18 protein-coding genes are annotated in these 14243 nt (G+C 67.3%); 9 read left to right on the top strand and 9 right to left on the bottom strand.

Going from position 1 to position 14243, the window contains the following annotated elements; all coding sequences use genetic code 11:
• Positions 1–36 precede the first annotated feature (36 nt).
• The 7 genes from rpsG to JJB11_RS07865 all read right to left on the bottom strand — a co-directional run bounded on the left by rpsG (position 37) and on the right by JJB11_RS07865 (position 4914).
• Positions 37–510 carry a 30S ribosomal protein S7 gene (gene rpsG, locus JJB11_RS07895; RefSeq protein WP_171562548.1) on the bottom strand — a complete coding sequence of 158 codons (474 nt, stop codon included), beginning with the start codon at positions 508–510 and terminating at the stop codon, positions 37–39.
• 144 nt (positions 511–654) lie between these two features.
• On the bottom strand, positions 655–1032 hold the full coding sequence (gene rpsL / locus JJB11_RS07890) for a 30S ribosomal protein S12 (protein ID WP_017759704.1): 378 nt from the start codon (positions 1030–1032) through the stop codon (positions 655–657).
• 167 nt (positions 1033–1199) lie between these two features.
• Positions 1200–2342, bottom strand: a complete 1143-nt coding sequence (locus tag JJB11_RS07885; RefSeq protein WP_377372029.1) for a D-alanyl-D-alanine carboxypeptidase family protein — start codon at positions 2340–2342, stop codon at positions 1200–1202.
• A gap of 11 nt (positions 2343–2353) precedes the next feature.
• Entirely contained in the window at positions 2354–2983 is a 630-nt protein-coding gene (locus tag JJB11_RS07880) for an alpha/beta hydrolase (RefSeq protein WP_201168089.1), read from the bottom strand.
• A gap of 37 nt (positions 2984–3020) precedes the next feature.
• A complete protein-coding gene (locus JJB11_RS07875) occupies positions 3021–3362 on the bottom strand; it encodes a (2Fe-2S) ferredoxin domain-containing protein (RefSeq protein WP_201168085.1) in 342 nt (113 codons plus the stop codon).
• Positions 3359–4489, bottom strand: a complete 1131-nt coding sequence (locus JJB11_RS07870) for a VanZ family protein (protein ID WP_201168082.1) — start codon at positions 4487–4489, stop codon at positions 3359–3361. Before JJB11_RS07870 ends, JJB11_RS07875 begins: the two co-directional genes overlap by 4 nt.
• A gap of 2 nt (positions 4490–4491) precedes the next feature.
• Positions 4492–4914 (bottom strand): CopD family protein, encoded by a 423-nt coding sequence (locus tag JJB11_RS07865; protein WP_201168079.1) that lies wholly within the window; start codon positions 4912–4914, stop codon positions 4492–4494.
• Between the two features lie 259 nt (positions 4915–5173).
• Between JJB11_RS07865 and hemB the strand changes: the two genes are divergently transcribed.
• The 3 genes from hemB to JJB11_RS07850 are packed head-to-tail and all read left to right on the top strand — an operon-like array spanning position 5174 to position 8024.
• Entirely contained in the window at positions 5174–6181 is a 1008-nt protein-coding gene (gene hemB / locus JJB11_RS07860) for a porphobilinogen synthase (protein WP_201168076.1), read from the top strand.
• Positions 6182–7282, top strand: a complete 1101-nt coding sequence (locus JJB11_RS07855) for a CorA family divalent cation transporter (protein WP_201168073.1) — start codon at positions 6182–6184, stop codon at positions 7280–7282. It begins immediately after the preceding gene.
• 1 nt (position 7283) lies between these two features.
• Positions 7284–8024: a DUF72 domain-containing protein gene (locus JJB11_RS07850; protein WP_201168068.1), complete on the top strand. Its 741-nt coding sequence runs from the start codon at positions 7284–7286 to the stop codon at positions 8022–8024.
• Here JJB11_RS07850 and JJB11_RS07845 read toward each other — a convergent pair.
• Positions 8007–8660: a glutathione S-transferase family protein gene (locus JJB11_RS07845; RefSeq protein WP_201168046.1), complete on the bottom strand. Its 654-nt coding sequence runs from the start codon at positions 8658–8660 to the stop codon at positions 8007–8009. The two genes, JJB11_RS07850 and JJB11_RS07845, sit on opposite strands and share 18 nt — an antisense overlap.
• 113 nt (positions 8661–8773) lie before the next feature.
• Positions 8774–9457: a dienelactone hydrolase family protein gene (locus tag JJB11_RS07840; RefSeq protein ID WP_201168043.1), complete on the bottom strand. Its 684-nt coding sequence runs from the start codon at positions 9455–9457 to the stop codon at positions 8774–8776.
• Positions 9458–9580: 123 nt separating this feature from the next.
• Here JJB11_RS07840 and JJB11_RS07835 point away from each other — a divergent pair, with 123 nt between their 5' ends.
• From JJB11_RS07835 to JJB11_RS07810, 6 genes are all read left to right on the top strand, one after another.
• Positions 9581–10327: an SDR family oxidoreductase gene (locus tag JJB11_RS07835; protein WP_201168040.1), complete on the top strand. Its 747-nt coding sequence runs from the start codon at positions 9581–9583 to the stop codon at positions 10325–10327.
• Entirely contained in the window at positions 10327–10788 is a 462-nt protein-coding gene (locus JJB11_RS07830; protein WP_201168037.1) for a MaoC family dehydratase, read from the top strand. Before JJB11_RS07835 ends, JJB11_RS07830 begins: the two co-directional genes overlap by 1 nt.
• A gap of 2 nt (positions 10789–10790) precedes the next feature.
• A complete protein-coding gene (locus JJB11_RS07825; protein ID WP_201169123.1) occupies positions 10791–11432 on the top strand; it encodes a MarC family protein in 642 nt (213 codons plus the stop codon).
• Positions 11433–11704: 272 nt separating this feature from the next.
• Positions 11705–12025 (top strand): co-chaperone GroES, encoded by a 321-nt coding sequence (gene groES, locus JJB11_RS07820; protein ID WP_201168034.1) that lies wholly within the window; start codon positions 11705–11707, stop codon positions 12023–12025.
• 38 nt (positions 12026–12063) lie between these two features.
• Positions 12064–13710 (top strand): chaperonin GroEL, encoded by a 1647-nt coding sequence (groL, locus tag JJB11_RS07815; RefSeq protein WP_201168031.1) that lies wholly within the window; start codon positions 12064–12066, stop codon positions 13708–13710.
• A gap of 128 nt (positions 13711–13838) precedes the next feature.
• Positions 13839–14210, top strand: coding sequence for a hypothetical protein (locus JJB11_RS07810; RefSeq protein WP_201168027.1), 372 nt, complete (start codon positions 13839–13841; stop codon positions 14208–14210).
• Positions 14211–14243: the final 33 nt, after the last annotated feature.

The raw sequence follows: 14243 nt of genomic DNA, 5'->3' as shown, positions 1-14243 counted from the left end.
TCGTGGCGGGCCCGCACCGATAGTTGGGGACGATGCTTAGAAGCGGAAGTGGCTGAATGCCTTGTTCGCTTCCGCCATGCGGTGCACTTCGTCCCGCTTCTTCATGGCGCCGCCCCGGCCTTCCGTGGCTTCCATGAGTTCGTTCGCCAGGCGCAGGGCCATGGACTTCTCGCCGCGCTTCTTGGCGGCTTCCTTGATCCAGCGCATGGACAGGGCCAGGCGGCGGACCGGGCGCACTTCGACGGGCACCTGGTAGTTGGCGCCGCCGACGCGGCGGGACTTCACTTCGACCATGGGCTTCACGTTGGAAATGGCCATGGTGAAGGCTTCCAGGGGATCGCGCCCCGGGTTCTTCTTCTCGATCTGCTCGAGGGCACCGTAGACGATGCGCTCGGCGACCGCCTTCTTGCCGCCTTGCATGATCACGTTCATGAACTTGGCGAGCTCGACGTTGCCGTACTTGGGATCCGGCAGGATTTCACGCTTAGGGACTTCGCGACGACGTGGCATTTCTAACCTCTCTATTTGCTTCAGCTGGTCCTCGGGGGACCCAGGGCGCCATCAGGCTTCCCGCTTACTCGACCCGACAGTGGGTCACTACGCTCTTCCAGCCTGCCAGGGCCGAACGAGCACCGACAAACCACGACTGGCCGATCAGGCCTTCTTCGGGCGCTTCGCGCCGTACTTCGAACGGGACTGCTTGCGGTCCTTGACCCCTTGCAGGTCCAGGGAGCCGCGCACGATGTGGTAACGCACACCGGGCAGGTCCTTCACGCGGCCGCCGCGCACCAGGACCACGGAGTGTTCCTGCAGGTTGTGGCCTTCACCGCCGATGTAGGAGATGACTTCGAAGCCGTTGGTCAGGCGGACCTTGGCGACCTTCCGCAGCGCGGAGTTCGGCTTCTTCGGCGTCGTGGTGTACACACGGGTGCACACGCCCCGACGCTGGGGGCTGTTCTGCATCGCGGGGCTCTTGGATTTGGTCTTTTCGACCTCCCGGCCCTGACGCACCAGTTGATTGATGGTTGGCATTGAAAAAACGTCCCTAAACGTTCGTGAAACCGGTTGCCGCGGATGCGGCAACGCAAATACGTTCCCCGCCCCAGATTGCGGGAAAGCCCGCGAGTATATCCCGTCTGGTGAAAGCCCTCAACCGGCGGGCCCGTGCCGCCGCCTGGGGCAGGGTCTCCGCGCCTGATCTATTTGATCCACAGCCGGATGGCGTCCCATGCGCGGCCGAACAGGCCAGCGGTGTCCACCGCCTCGAGAGCCACCAGCGGCACCTCCCGCAAAGGCTGGTCGCCGACGGAAATCTTCAGCGTGCCCACCTGCTGGCCCTTGGCGATGGGGGCCACGAGCGGGTCCGGGCGCGCCACCTGCGTCCTGATCCTGGCGCTGCTGCCGGCGGGGACGGCCAGCACGACGGGACGAGGCTGGCCCAGCTTCACGGTCGCCTCGCTGCCCTTCCACACCGGCGGCTGTACGACGGGCTGGCCGCCGTCGAACAGCTTCAGCCCCTCGAATGCGGTGTAGCCCCAGTTCAGCAGCTTCTGGGTCTCGTTGGATCGGGCGAAGTCGCTGCTCGCGCCCAGCACGATCGCGAGCAGCCGCCGCCCCTGCAGGTTGGGAAAGTCGCGCTTCGCGGTGGCTACGAGGCAATAGCCCGCCGTCTCCGTGTGGCCGCTGTTCAGGCCATCGACCGTGGGATCGCGGAACAGCAGCGTGTTGCGGTTGGTGTCGTTGGCCACCGGCGTGCCGGCGTAGCGGTACTTCCTGATCGCGAAGTACGGCATCTGCTGCGGAAAATCCTGCATCAGCCGGGTGGCGAGGATGCCGAGGTCGCGCACCGTCGTCACCTGCCCGGGCTGCGGCAGCCCGGCCGCATTCCTGAATGCGGTGTGGTTCATCCCCAGGGCCTTCGCCTGGGCGTTCATCATCTCGACGAAGTGGTCCGCCGTGCCGCCCACCCCTTCGGCGAGCGCCATGGTCGCATCGTTGCCGGACTGGACGATCATCCCCTTGAGCAGGTCGTCCACCGGAACCTGCATCTTCGACTCGATGAACATCCGCGAGCCCGGCATGCGCGAGGCCTGCTCGCTGACCGGCAAGGTCTGCTTCAGGTCGATCTTCTTCGCCTGCAGCGCCTGGAACACCAGGTAGGAAGCCATGAGCTTCGTCAGGGACGCGGGGTCGACGGAACTGTCGATGTCCTTGGCCGCGAGCACCTGGTTGGCGCTGACGTCCATCAGGAGGTAGTTGCGCGCCGCGATCTCCGGAGGCTGCACCTGTGCCGCCGCGACGACGCAAAAAAAGACCAGCCAGGACGCCGCGAGCGCCCGCATCCAACGAGTTCTCATGCTTGTGCGCGCAGGTGGCGCACCACCAGGCTCTTCAGGAGCGGCAATTGTCCATGAAAGAAATGACCGACCCCGGGCACGACTGTGACGGGCAGTGACTGCGGCCGCGCCCAGTCGAGCGCCGCCGCGAGCGGGACCGTGTCGTCGACCTCGCCATGGAGGGCGAGCGCGCGGTCGTGGCTGTCGGCGGGCAAGGGGGGCACGTCGAAGCGGGCAGCGGCGGTGCCGACCAGCACGATGGCACGCACCTCACGCCCGGACCAGAGGGACTGCAAGGCGGAAACCGTGACGAAGGCGCCGAAGGAGAAGCCGGCCAGCGCGAGCGGCCCCTCGGTTGCGTACGCGTCCACCACGGCCTGCAAGTCCAGCGCCTCGCCGCGACCTTCGTCGTGCGTGCCCTCGCTGGTGCCCACGCCGCGGAAGTTGAAGCGCACCGCCGTCCAGCCGCATTGCACGAACGCACGCGCCAGCGTCTGCACGACCTTGTTGTCCATCGTCCCGCCGAACAGCGGGTGCGGATGCGCGATCACCGCCGTGCCGACAGGCACGCCCTCCGGCTGGTCGCGCAGGACCTGGATGCGTCCGGCCGGACCGGCGAATTCCAGGCGTTCGGTCTGCGCGTTCATCCAGCGAGTTCCCCGGGACTGGTTCGCTGCGTGGCGCTCATCGCCCCAGGTGCGGCGGCGTCAGCAGGCGCTCGACGATCTTGCCGTTCTTCAGGTGCGACTCGACGATCTCGTCGATGTCGCTCTGGTCCACGTAGGTGTACCAGACCGCTTCCGGATACACGACGGCGATGGGGCCGCCCTGGCAGCGATCGAGGCAGCCCGCCTTGTTGACGCGCACCTTGCCCGGACCCGCGAGCCCCTGGGACTTCACCTGCGCCTTGCAGCGATCGAAGGCGGCTTGGGCGTTGTGGTCCGCGCAGCAGGCCTCGCCGTTCTCCCGCTTGTTGAGGCAAAAGAAGATGTGGTGTTCGTAATAGGAAGGCGGCTGCGCACTCATGCCGGCATTGTAGGAGTGCGGTCCGGACGGGAAACCCGCAGCAGGACATAGACAAGCACCGCGTAAGGCCAGAGCCATCCGAGCCACTGCGCGAGCCCGTTGAAACGGATGAAGCGGCCCTGCTCCCAGGCCTGCAGCGTGTCCGAGAAATACGCGCTGGCCGGCGCCTGGTTCAGCACGCTCAGGTGCACGACCAGCGCGATCAGCAGCATGGCGGCGCAGCCGCGCCGCGGCACCGCCAGCATCAGGAGCGCGAGCAGCAGGCCGAACAGGAGCCCCATGCGCACGGGCAGGCTCAACCACGCCCACGCATGGCTGGGGCCCCAGCTGAGCGCAGCGGAGAGCGCCGTCACGGCGACCCCGAGCACCACCGTGCCGACTGCGAAGAGCGCGCGGCGGCCCACCGATCGCAGCACGGTGTAGCCCAGCAGGCAGGGGATGAAGGCGCCCAAGGCAACGCACAGCAGTTCTGCGGCCGGCACGAGCGGCTGCAATTCGACTTCGCGAATGGGCATCCATTCCAGGAAGGGGGTGGCCTGCAGCCACTCGGCCAGTCCGTTCTCCAGCCGTTCCAGCACCTGCCCCAACCCGAGCGGCACGGCGGCAGGGAAGAGCAAGGCGGGCGGCCACAGCGCCAGCAGCACCAACGCGCCGCGCGCCTCGGAAATGAACCAGCGGTCACGAAACCGGCTCCAGTGGGCGATGGCGCCCGCCCGTTCGAGAACGCAGGCCAGCACCGCGCCCACGAGCGTCCCGGCCGCATTGAGGCCGAGGTCCACGTTCGAGGCCACCCGCGAAGGGAGGTAGTTCTGCAGCGTCTCCATGCACAGTGACAGCGCCGTGCCGGCCAGGAACGCGATGGCCGTGGCGGCGACGTTCGGGTGGCGCGCAAAGTAGCGCACCTGGGCGCGTCGCATGAAGCTCAGGGCCAGCAGGAAGCCGAGGGGGATGTACCCCAGCACGTTCGCGACCACGTCGAACCACGTCCAGTACTTCGGCCAGTGTGCGACCAGGAACTCCCACGGCGCGATCTCCTGGTCCCGCCACCCCGTGAATGGATAGAGGCTGGCATACACGATCAGCACCGCGTAGGCGCCCGCGAGCGGCCAGGCCGAGGTCTTGTGCATGCTCAGAACGGCTTGACCACCACGAGGATCACGGCAGCCAGCAGGAACAGCACGGGCAGTTCGTTGAACCACCGGAACCAGCGATGGCTGCGCCGGCTGGTGCCCGCCTGCAGCTTGCGCAGCACGACCGCGCACGCGTGGTGATATCCGACGGTGAGCACCACGATGCCCAGCTTCGCATGCATCCAGCCCGCGCCGCGGCCGATGCCGTATCCCAGCCACAGCCACAGGCCGAGCAGGACGGCAGGTACGGCCAGCATGGTCGTGAAGCGAAGCAGCTTGCGCGCCATGAGCAACAGGCGCTCGCGCTCGGCGAGGGACCCCGCCGGCACCATGGCCAGGTTCACGAAGATGCGCGGCAGGTAGAACAGGCCCGCGAACCAGCTGGCCACGAACACGATATGGAAGGCCTTGACCCAGAGCATGCGCGGAGTGTACGGAGCGGTCCCTGAGCGCATGGCGCCGCCCCGGGGCAAAAAAAAGCCCCGGCACTTGCGGGCCGGGGTGGGAAGCCTTTTTGCTGTCACACATCAAGGCGCCCGCTCAGGGAGGAAAAGCGGGAGGCGGCAAGCCGCCCATGCGTAATTTAACAGCCGCTGAGGCGCCTTTCAACCAGAAAGTCCTTGCGGAGCCGGCGATCGCTGACGGGCGCCTGATGGCGCGGCATGGGGCACAATTTTCGTCATGAGTTTCCACGCCACCTTTCCCCACGGCCGCCCCCGCCGCCTGCGCCGCGACGCGTTCACGCGCAACCTCGTACGCGAGCACGCGCTCTCGCCGAACGACCTGATCTACCCGGTCTTCGTGCTGGACGGCCAGAAGCAACGGCAGTCCGTTGCCTCGATGCCGGGCGTGGAACGTCTCAGTCTCGACCTGCTGCTGCCGGTCGCCGAACAGTGCATGAAGCTGGGCGTGCCGGCCCTCGCGTTGTTCCCGGTCATCGATCCGCAGCTGAAGACGCCGGACGGCCGCGAGGCCTGGAACCCGGAGGGCCTCGTGCCGAAGGTGGTGCGCGGTCTCAAGAAGGAGTTTCCCGAACTCGGAGTGATGACCGACGTGGCCCTGGATCCCTTCACCAGCCACGGCCAGGACGGCCTGCTGGACGACACCGGCTACATCCTGAACGACGAGACGGTCGAACTGCTGGTGAAGCAGGCCCTCACGCAGGCCCAGGCCGGCGTGGACATCGTCGCGCCCTCCGACATGATGGATGGCCGCATCGGCGCGATCCGCAAGGCACTGGAGGCGCAGCGCTTCATCCACACGCGCATCATGGCGTACAGCGCCAAGTACGCGAGCGCCTTCTACGGCCCGTTCCGCGACGCCGTCGGTTCGGCCGCGAACCTGGGCAAGAGCAACAAGAAGGTGTACCAGATGGACCCGGGCAACACCAACGAAGCCTTGCGCGAAGTCGCGATGGACCTCGCCGAAGGCGCGGACATGGTGATGGTGAAGCCCGGCATGCCCTACCTCGACATCGTGCGGCGCGTGAAGGACGAATTCGGCGTGCCCACCTTCGCCTACCAGGTCTCGGGTGAATACGCGATGCTCAAGGCCGCGGCCGCCAACGGATGGCTCGACCACGACGCGGTGATGATGGAGAGCCTGCTGGCGTTCAAGCGCGCGGGAGCGGATGGCGTGCTCACGTACTTCGCGCTGGACGCCGCCGGTCTGCTGCGCGCCGGAGCCTGAGTGCAGATCGTCGAGTTCGCGGCCGGCACGCTGCGCTTCCTGGACCACCTGCCGGGCCAGCCGCCCCAGAACGGCTTCGTCTGGATCTTCCTGGAACGCGAACACCTGGAGCACGAGCTGCCGGTGCTGCAGCGCGCCGCCACGCACATCGGCGGCTCGCCGTTGCTCGACCTGCACGTGAAGGACCTGGGCAACCGGGCGCATCCCTCGCAGTACGACTACACGTCGGTGTACGACCTGGTGATCTTCCGCCGCCTGGCGACCGAAGCCGAAGTGAACGTGGAACTTGGCAACCGGGCGCCGCCGCGCGATGGCCTTCTCTCCACGTTCAGCCGCATCCGCACGCGGGCGGTGGGCTTCGCGGCCTTCGACCGGCTGCTGATCACCGTGCACCCGCAGGGCTGCCACGCCGCGCATTCGTTCGTGGAGCGCTACCTGAAGGATGCGCTGCAAAGCGAAGGACTGAGTGCAGCCGCCCGCAGCCGCCTGCCCACGAGCGCAGCGGACCTGATGCTGCGCATGCTCAACGTGATGGTGGACAGCTACCTGGAGCTGCGCAAGGAACTGAGCAACGAGCTCGATCGCTGGCAGCAGGCCTTGCTGGCGCCGACGCGCCACGCCGACTCCGACTGGGCTGCGCTCATGACCGCCCGGAACGCGCTGCACACGCTGCAGGACCTGTGCGAGGAGCAGAACGACGCAATGCAGGAGTGGCTCGATGCGCAGCGCGAGCAGCCGCCGCCCTGGATGTCGCAGGCGGAGCGCGACTCGCTGCTGGCCCGCGCGCGCGACGTGGTGGAGCACATCCACCGTGTCACGCACCACGTGAACCGCATGGAGCAGAGTGCGGAGACGGCCGTGCAGATCCACTTTTCCGCGGTCGGCAATCGCACCAACGACATCATGCGCACGCTGACCGCGCTCACCGCGATCTTCCTGCCCCTGAACCTGATCGTCGGCTTCTTCGGCATGAATTTCGAGTTCATGCCCGCCATCCACCACCAGTCCGGCTTCTGGTGGACCGTCGCGGCCATGGCCGGGATCGCGGCGGGCACGGGCCTGCTGTTCTGGCGCAAGCGCTACCTCACGCGAACGCGCTGAGATGACTTCGACCGCTGTCCTGGTCGGCTGCGCCGGCTGGAGCCTGCCGCGCGCCGCGCAGGACGCGTTCGGCGCGGGCGACAGCCACCTGGCGCGCTACGCCACCCGCTTCCCTGTCACGGAGATCAACTCCTCGTTCCATCGCCCGCACCAGCGCTCGCTGTACGAGAAGTGGGCCGCCAGCGTGCCACAGGAGTTTCGCTTCAGCGCCAAGCTGCCGCGCACCATCACGCACGAGCGGCGCCTGGTCGGCTGCGACGCGCTCCTCGACGAGTTCCTCGCGCAGGCCAGTGGACTCGGGGCGAAGCTGGCCTGCCTGCTGGTGCAGCTGCCACCCAGTTTCGCCTTCGACGCAGGCGTGGTCGAACCTTTCCTGCGGCTGCTGCGCGATCGCTTCGCCCAAGGTATCGCGCTCGAGCCGCGCCACGTGAGCTGGTTCGAGGCGTCGCCCGATGCCTTGCTGCGCAGCTGGCAGGTGGCGCGCGTGCTCGCCGACCCCGTGCGGCACGAGGCGGCCGGGGCGCCCGGCGGCTGGCCCCAGCGCGTGTACCTGCGCCTGCACGGATCGCCGCGCGTCTACTACTCCTCTTACGAGCCGGCGATTCTCCAGTCGCTGGCGATGCGGCTGCGGCAGGCAAGCGCGGACGGAGCCGAGAGCTGGTGCATCTTCGACAACACCGCCTCGGGGGCGGCGGCCGGCAACGCGCTCGAGTTGCAGCGCCTGCTAGAACAAGGGGGCTGAGAGCTGCTCCGCGGCGAAGACGCGCTGCACTGCAGGGCGTTGCGCCATGCGCTGCAGGTACGGGCCGAGGTGCGGCAGATCACGCGCCTTCGGGCCCTTGAAATTGCGCGTCCAGCGGCACAGGGTGAACACATACGCGTCGAGTGCGCCGTAGTCCCCGCCCAGGATCCAGGGACCGCCATGGCTCGCGAGCAACGCATCGAGCTGGTCGAGCATCCCGGCGATCTTTTCCTGCGCCTTCTGCTGCACCTGCGAGGCGGCGCCGGCATCGCTTTCCTGAACCCAGCGCTGCGGATAGAAGTAAATGAGCAGCGTGGCCTGTAGCGTGTTCGTGCACCACATCAGCCATTTGTAGAAGTGGGCGCGCGCAGCGGTTCCCAGTTCGGGAGCGAGCCGCGCCTGCGGATGCGTGTCGCACAGGTGCAGCACGATCGCCGCCGTTTCGTAGAGGACCAGCTCGCCGTCGGTGAGCACCGGCAGCAGCCCGTTCGGGTTTAGCCGCAGGAAGTCCGGCTCCTTGTGCCGGTTCTGCGAGCGGTCCACCAGCACGCGCTCGTACGGAACACCCAGTTCCTCCAGCACGATGTGCGGGATCATCGCGGCGGTGCCGGGGTCGTAGTGCAGCTGCAAGCTCATGGCGTCGGGCTCCGTGGAGGTGCGCCATTGTCCAGCATCGCGCGAGGACGACCGCGGGTGCGCCGCGCGTGCCTGGTGCGCAGCTCGCGAGCGCGAGCCGCGCGCCCCCGCTCTCACCCGAGATGCTTGCGGAAGAAGTCCAGCGTGCGCTCGCGCGCGGTCGTCGCGGCGCCGGCGTTGTAGGAGCCGCGCTGGTCGCAATTGAAGCCGTGGTCGGCGGCGTACATGTGCACCTCCACCTCCGGATGCGCCTTCTCGAAGGCTTGCACGCTTGCGACGGAGATGTGCTTGTCCTTGTCACCGAAGTGCGCCATCACGGGGACTTTCGGCTTGCGGGCGATTTCGTCGGGCGTGGTCATCCCGCCGCCGTAGTAAGGCACCGCGGCGCTGAGCCCGTCGAGCGTCGCAGCGGCGCGCCAGGTCAGCAGGCCGCCGTAGCAGTAGCCGACGATGCCGACCTTGCCGGCCTGCGCTGCGTAGCGGATCGCGGCCTGGATGTCCTGCATCACGCCGGGCGAGGGCAAGGCTTCCGTGGCGGTCTTCAGGCCCATGCCCTCTGACATGTCCTCGGGGGTGTAGCCCAGGTCCACGTTCGGCTTGACGCGATGGAAGATCGCCGGCGCCACCGCAAGGTAACCCGCCGCGGCATAGCCGTCCGCAACCGAGCGGATGTGCGAATTCACGCCAAAGATTTCCTGGATCACCACGACGCCGCCCTTGGCCTGGCCCTGTGGCTTGGCGACGTACGCGGGGATGGCCTGGCCGTCGGCCGCCTTGAGTTCCGTGAATTGGCCCATGTCATTCTCCTGGTTGCGAAGCGAAGGGGCCGAGCATCCACCATCCGTCGCCCCGGCGTCAATCCACCGCTTTTGATCTAATGGGCGACGGGCCGCAGCAGCGCGGCCGTGAGGGAGACACGAGTGAGCGAAGTCCTGTTGGTGACCGGGGGCAGCCGAGGCATCGGCGCCGCCACGGCGATTCTTGCGGCGCGCCGCGGCTATGCGGTCGCGGTGAACTACACGAACAACGGCGCGGCAGCCGACGCCGTAGTGCGTTCCATCCGCGACGGCGGTGGCCAGGCGCTGGCAGTGCAGGCCGACGTGGCGCAGGAAGACCAGGTGATGCAGATGTTCGCCGAGGTCGACGCCCGGTTGGGCCGGCTGACGGCGCTGGTGAACAACGCGGGCATCGTGGACCGCACCGCGCGCGTCGAAGAAATGACCGTGGCGCGCCTGCAGCGCATGTTCGACATCAACGTGATCGGCAGCTTCCTGTGCGCGCGCGAAGCGGTGAAGCGCATGAGCACCCGGCATGGCGGCAGCGGCGGTGCGATCGTGAACGTCTCGAGCGCGGCGGCACGGCTGGGCGCGCCCGGGCAGTACGTCGATTACGCTGCATCGAAAGGCGCGATCGACGCGTTCACGATCGGCCTGGCCAAGGAAGTCGCCGCGGAAGGCATTCGCGTGAACGCCGTGCGGCCCGGGCTGATCGAGACCGACATCCATGCCTCGGGCGGGCTGCCGAACCGGGTCCGCGAACTGGAGCACCTCGTGCCGATGCAGCGCGGCGGCTCGGCGGAAGAAGTCGCGCAGGCCATCGTGTGGCTGCTGTCGCCGGAGGCCAGCTACACGACGATGTCGCTGGTCGAAGTGTCGGGAGGTCGTTGATGGCCATCAGCCTGTACTGGGAAGACCTGCAGCCCGGATCCGTGCGCGACCTGGGCAGCGTCTCCGTCGATGCGGAACAGATCAAGGAATTCGCCGCGAAATACGATCCGCAGCCGTTCCACCTGGACGAGGAAGCGGGACGCCAGTCGATGTTCGGTGGGCTCGCGGCGAGCGGCTGGCAGACGGCCTGCCTCGCCATGCGGCTCACCGTGGACAACATGCTGCGCCACACCGCCAGCAAGGGCTCGCCGGGACTCGAGAGCCTGAAGTGGCTCAAGCCGGTATATCCCGGCGACCAGCTGAACCTGCGCCACACCATCCTCGAGTCGCGGCCGATGAAGTCGCGGCCCGACACCGGGCTCGTGCGTTCCCGCTGGGAGATGTTCAACCAGCACGGCGACAAGGTGCTGGAGATGGAGGGCTACGGGATGTTCGGCCGCCGCAGCCCGGCGAACACCTGATGATCGAGTTCAAGCCGCTCGTCACGCTGCTGGCCATCGTCAATCCGCTGGCGATCATCCCCTTCTTCATCCACTACACCCAGGACCTGTCGCCCGCGCTGCGGCAGAAGACCGCGTGGGTGTCCTCCTTCACCGCCTTCGTCGTGATCGCCACGAGTGCGCTGCTGGGCGTGCGCATCCTCGAGTTCTTCGGCATCTCGCTGGCAAGCTTCCAGGTGGGCGGCGGCATGCTCCTGCTGATCAGCGCGCTCAACATGCTCAACGCCAAGCCGGCGGAAATGAAGGCGACGAGCACCGACCTCACGGACGGCGACGAGAAGGCGGCGATGGGCGCCAGCGTGGCGGTGGTGCCGCTCACGATTCCACTGCTCACGGGCCCCGCCACCATGTCGGCGGTCGTCATCTACGCGGACCGGGCCAAGACCGTGTGGCAGATGACCACCCTGATCGGCTACGGCGTCGTGGTGGGCCTGGTCACCGCGCTGTGCTTCTCGCTCGCACACCCGATCGCGCGCGTGCTGGGTCGCACGGGCATCAACGTGATGACGCGCCTCATGGGCTTGATCCTTGCCGCGCTCGCCGTGGAAGTGATGGCGAGCGGGCTGGGCAAGCTGTTCCCCATCCTCGCGCGCACCGGCGGCTGACGGACTGGGCCGCACAGCGGAGCCCGCCACAGCGGTGGCTTGCCCTTGGGTTTTGGGCAGCCGTGCCCGGGCTGCGCGGGCGGCCGAAACGGACCCGTCGGAGCCAGCCTACGACCCGCCCCGCTTGAAACCGACACAAAACCCCTTATGATTAGCACTCGTTGGAGTTGAGTGCTAACAGCCGAGCTGCAGCCCTCCTCCACGCGAGTTATTGAGCGCTAACTTCCGTTGGCGCTCTGTGTTGCCACCATGTTCTCATTGAAGGAGATGCAATGAAACTTCGTCCTCTGCACGACCGTGTGATCGTCAAGCGCCTGGAACAGGAAACCAAGACCGCTTCCGGCATCGTGATCCCGGACAACGCCGCCGAGAAGCCGGACCAGGGCGAAATCCTGGCCGTGGGCCCCGGCCGCAAGAACGACAAGGGCGAAACCATCGCGCTGAACGTCGCCGTTGGTGACCGCGTCCTGTTCGGCAAGTACTCCGGCCAGACCGTCAAGGTCGATGGCGAGGAACTGCTGGTCATGAAGGAAGACGACCTGTTCGCCGTGATCGAAGGCGCCGCGTCCGCTGGCCTGAAGAAGGTCGCCTGAGGCTTCCTCCCCGAAACATCTCACTGAGGTAAAAAACAATGGCTGCAAAAGACGTGATTTTCGGCGCTGACGCGCGCCACCGCATGGTCGAGGGTGTGAACATCCTGGCCAACGCGGTCAAGGTGACCCTGGGCCCCAAGGGCCGCAACGTGGTGCTCGAGCGCTCCTTCGGCGCCCCGACCGTGACCAAGGACGGCGTGTCCGTGGCCAAGGAAATCGAGCTGAAGGACAAGCTGCAGAACATGGGCGCGCAGATGGTCAAGGAAGTCGCTTCCAAGACCAGCGACAACGCCGGTGACGGCACCACCACCGCCACCGTGCTGGCCCAGGCCATCGTGCGCGAAGGCATGAAGTACGTGGCCGCCGGCATGAACCCGATGGACCTGAAGCGCGGCATCGACAAGGCCGTCCTGGCCCTGACCGAGCAGCTGAAGAAGGCCTCCAAGCCGACGACCACCAGCAAGGAAATCGCGCAGGTCGGCTCCATCTCCGCCAACAGCGACTCCTCGATCGGCGACATCATCGCCGAGGCGATGGACAAGGTCGGCAAGGAAGGCGTCATCACCGTCGAAGACGGCAAGTCCCTGCAGAACGAACTCGACGTCGTCGAAGGCATGCAGTTCGACCGCGGCTACCTGTCGCCCTACTTCATCAACAACCCCGAGAAGCAGTCCGCGCTGCTCGACAACCCCTTCGTGCTGCTGTACGACAAGAAGGTCTCGAGCATCCGTGACCTGCTGCCCGTGCTGGAACAGGTGGCCAAGGCTTCGCGCCCGCTGCTGATCATCGCGGAAGAAGTCGAAGGCGAAGCGCTGGCCACCCTGGTGGTCAACACCATCCGCGGCATCCTGAAGGTCGTGGCCGTCAAGGCCCCTGGCTTCGGCGACCGCCGCAAGGCCATGCTGGAAGACATCGCCATCCTCACGGGCGGCAAGGTGATCTCCGAAGAGACCGGCATGAGCCTGGAGAAGGTCACGCTGGCCGACCTGGGCCAGGCCAAGCGCATCGAAGTGGGCAAGGAAAACACCACGATCATCGACGGCGCCGGTGCTGCCGCCGACATCGAGGCGCGCGTCAAGCAGGTGCGCGTGCAGATCGAGGAAGCCACGTCGGACTACGACCGTGAGAAGCTGCAAGAGCGCGTGGCCAAGCTGGCCGGCGGTGTTGCCGTGATCAAGGTCGGCGCCGCGACCGAAGTGGAAATGAAGGAAAAGAAGGCCCGCGTGGAAGACGCGCTGCACGCCACCCGCGCTGCCGTGGAAGAAGGCATCGTGGCCGGCGGCGGTGTCGCCCTGCTGCGTGCGCGCCAGGCGGCCGGCAACATCAAGGGTGACAACGCCGACCAGGAAGCCGGCATCAAGCTGGTGCTCAAGGCGGTCGAGTCGCCGCTGCGCGAGATCGTGGCGAACGCCGGTGGCGAGCCGTCCGTGGTGGTCAACGCCGTGCTGAACGGCAAGGGCAACTACGGCTTCAACGCCGCCAACGATACCTACGGCGACATGATCGAGATGGGTATCCTGGACCCGACCAAGGTGACCCGCACCGCGCTGCAGAACGCCGCGTCGGTCGCGTCCCTGATGCTGACGACCGAAGCCATGGTCGCGGAAGCCCCGAAGGAAGAGGCTCCCGCCATGCCCGGTGGCGGCATGGGCGGCATGGGTGGCATGGGCGGCATGGACATGTAATGTCCGCCTGATCCAGGCAGATCAAGAAGCCGGGCGCGAGCCCGGCTTTTTTTCGTCCGCTGGCCAGCCGTCGGCCTGGTTTCTGCGGTCACGGCTAAACCGGCGGCCGAAACCGCCGATGTATTGGCGTGACCACCATCGACCCCCGGCAATCCGTCCCGGCGCTGCCCGTGCGCCTCGCCTCGTTGCGCCAGGAGCTGGCCCGCACCCGGCGCGCGGGACCCCGTGCGCAGGCGAGCGACACCGACGCGCCCGCGGCCGTGCTCGCGCAACGCATCGCCGCCATCGCGCTCGATGACCCGGAGCGTCGCCGCAAGGCCGTGCGCCTCGTGCTCGAGGCGGAGCTCGCGCGCGAGTTCGGCGCGCCGCTGCTCGGCGATCCCCGTTGTGCGGACATGCTCGACGCCATCCAGCAGCAGATGCAGCGCGATCCGGAATCCGCGCAGGCCGTCGACGGCCTCGGCGACTGGTTGCTGTCCGCAGCGCCGCAGCCGCGCTGAGGCCTGCGCTGGCGGACTGCGGTCACACCGCGT

The sequence above is a fragment of the Ramlibacter ginsenosidimutans genome (assembly GCF_016654015.1).
GTDB classification, from domain to species: domain Bacteria; phylum Pseudomonadota; class Gammaproteobacteria; order Burkholderiales; family Burkholderiaceae_C; genus Ramlibacter; species Ramlibacter ginsenosidimutans.
This window is presented reverse-complemented; position numbering and strand designations above follow the sequence as displayed.

Coding starts and splice junctions, on each gene's coding strand:
- rpsG (WP_171562548.1), bottom strand. CDS start 510: ATGCCACGTCGTCGCGAAGTCCCTAAGCGTGAAATCCTGCCGGATCCC.
- rpsL (WP_017759704.1), bottom strand. CDS start 1,032: ATGCCAACCATCAATCAACTGGTGCGTCAGGGCCGGGAGGTCGAAAAG.
- JJB11_RS07885 (WP_377372029.1), bottom strand. CDS start 2,342: ATGCGGGCGCTCGCGGCGTCCTGGCTGGTCTTTTTTTGCGTCGTCGCG.
- JJB11_RS07880 (WP_201168089.1), bottom strand. CDS start 2,983: ATGAACGCGCAGACCGAACGCCTGGAATTCGCCGGTCCGGCCGGACGC.
- JJB11_RS07875 (WP_201168085.1), bottom strand. CDS start 3,362: ATGAGTGCGCAGCCGCCTTCCTATTACGAACACCACATCTTCTTTTGC.
- JJB11_RS07870 (WP_201168082.1), bottom strand. CDS start 4,489: ATGCACAAGACCTCGGCCTGGCCGCTCGCGGGCGCCTACGCGGTGCTG.
- JJB11_RS07865 (WP_201168079.1), bottom strand. CDS start 4,914: ATGCTCTGGGTCAAGGCCTTCCATATCGTGTTCGTGGCCAGCTGGTTC.
- hemB (WP_201168076.1), top strand. CDS start 5,174: ATGAGTTTCCACGCCACCTTTCCCCACGGCCGCCCCCGCCGCCTGCGC.
- JJB11_RS07850 (WP_201168068.1), top strand. CDS start 7,284: ATGACTTCGACCGCTGTCCTGGTCGGCTGCGCCGGCTGGAGCCTGCCG.
- JJB11_RS07845 (WP_201168046.1), bottom strand. CDS start 8,660: ATGAGCTTGCAGCTGCACTACGACCCCGGCACCGCCGCGATGATCCCG.
- JJB11_RS07840 (WP_201168043.1), bottom strand. CDS start 9,457: ATGGGCCAATTCACGGAACTCAAGGCGGCCGACGGCCAGGCCATCCCC.
- JJB11_RS07830 (WP_201168037.1), top strand. CDS start 10,327: ATGGCCATCAGCCTGTACTGGGAAGACCTGCAGCCCGGATCCGTGCGC.
- groES (WP_201168034.1), top strand. CDS start 11,705: ATGAAACTTCGTCCTCTGCACGACCGTGTGATCGTCAAGCGCCTGGAA.
- groL (WP_201168031.1), top strand. CDS start 12,064: ATGGCTGCAAAAGACGTGATTTTCGGCGCTGACGCGCGCCACCGCATG.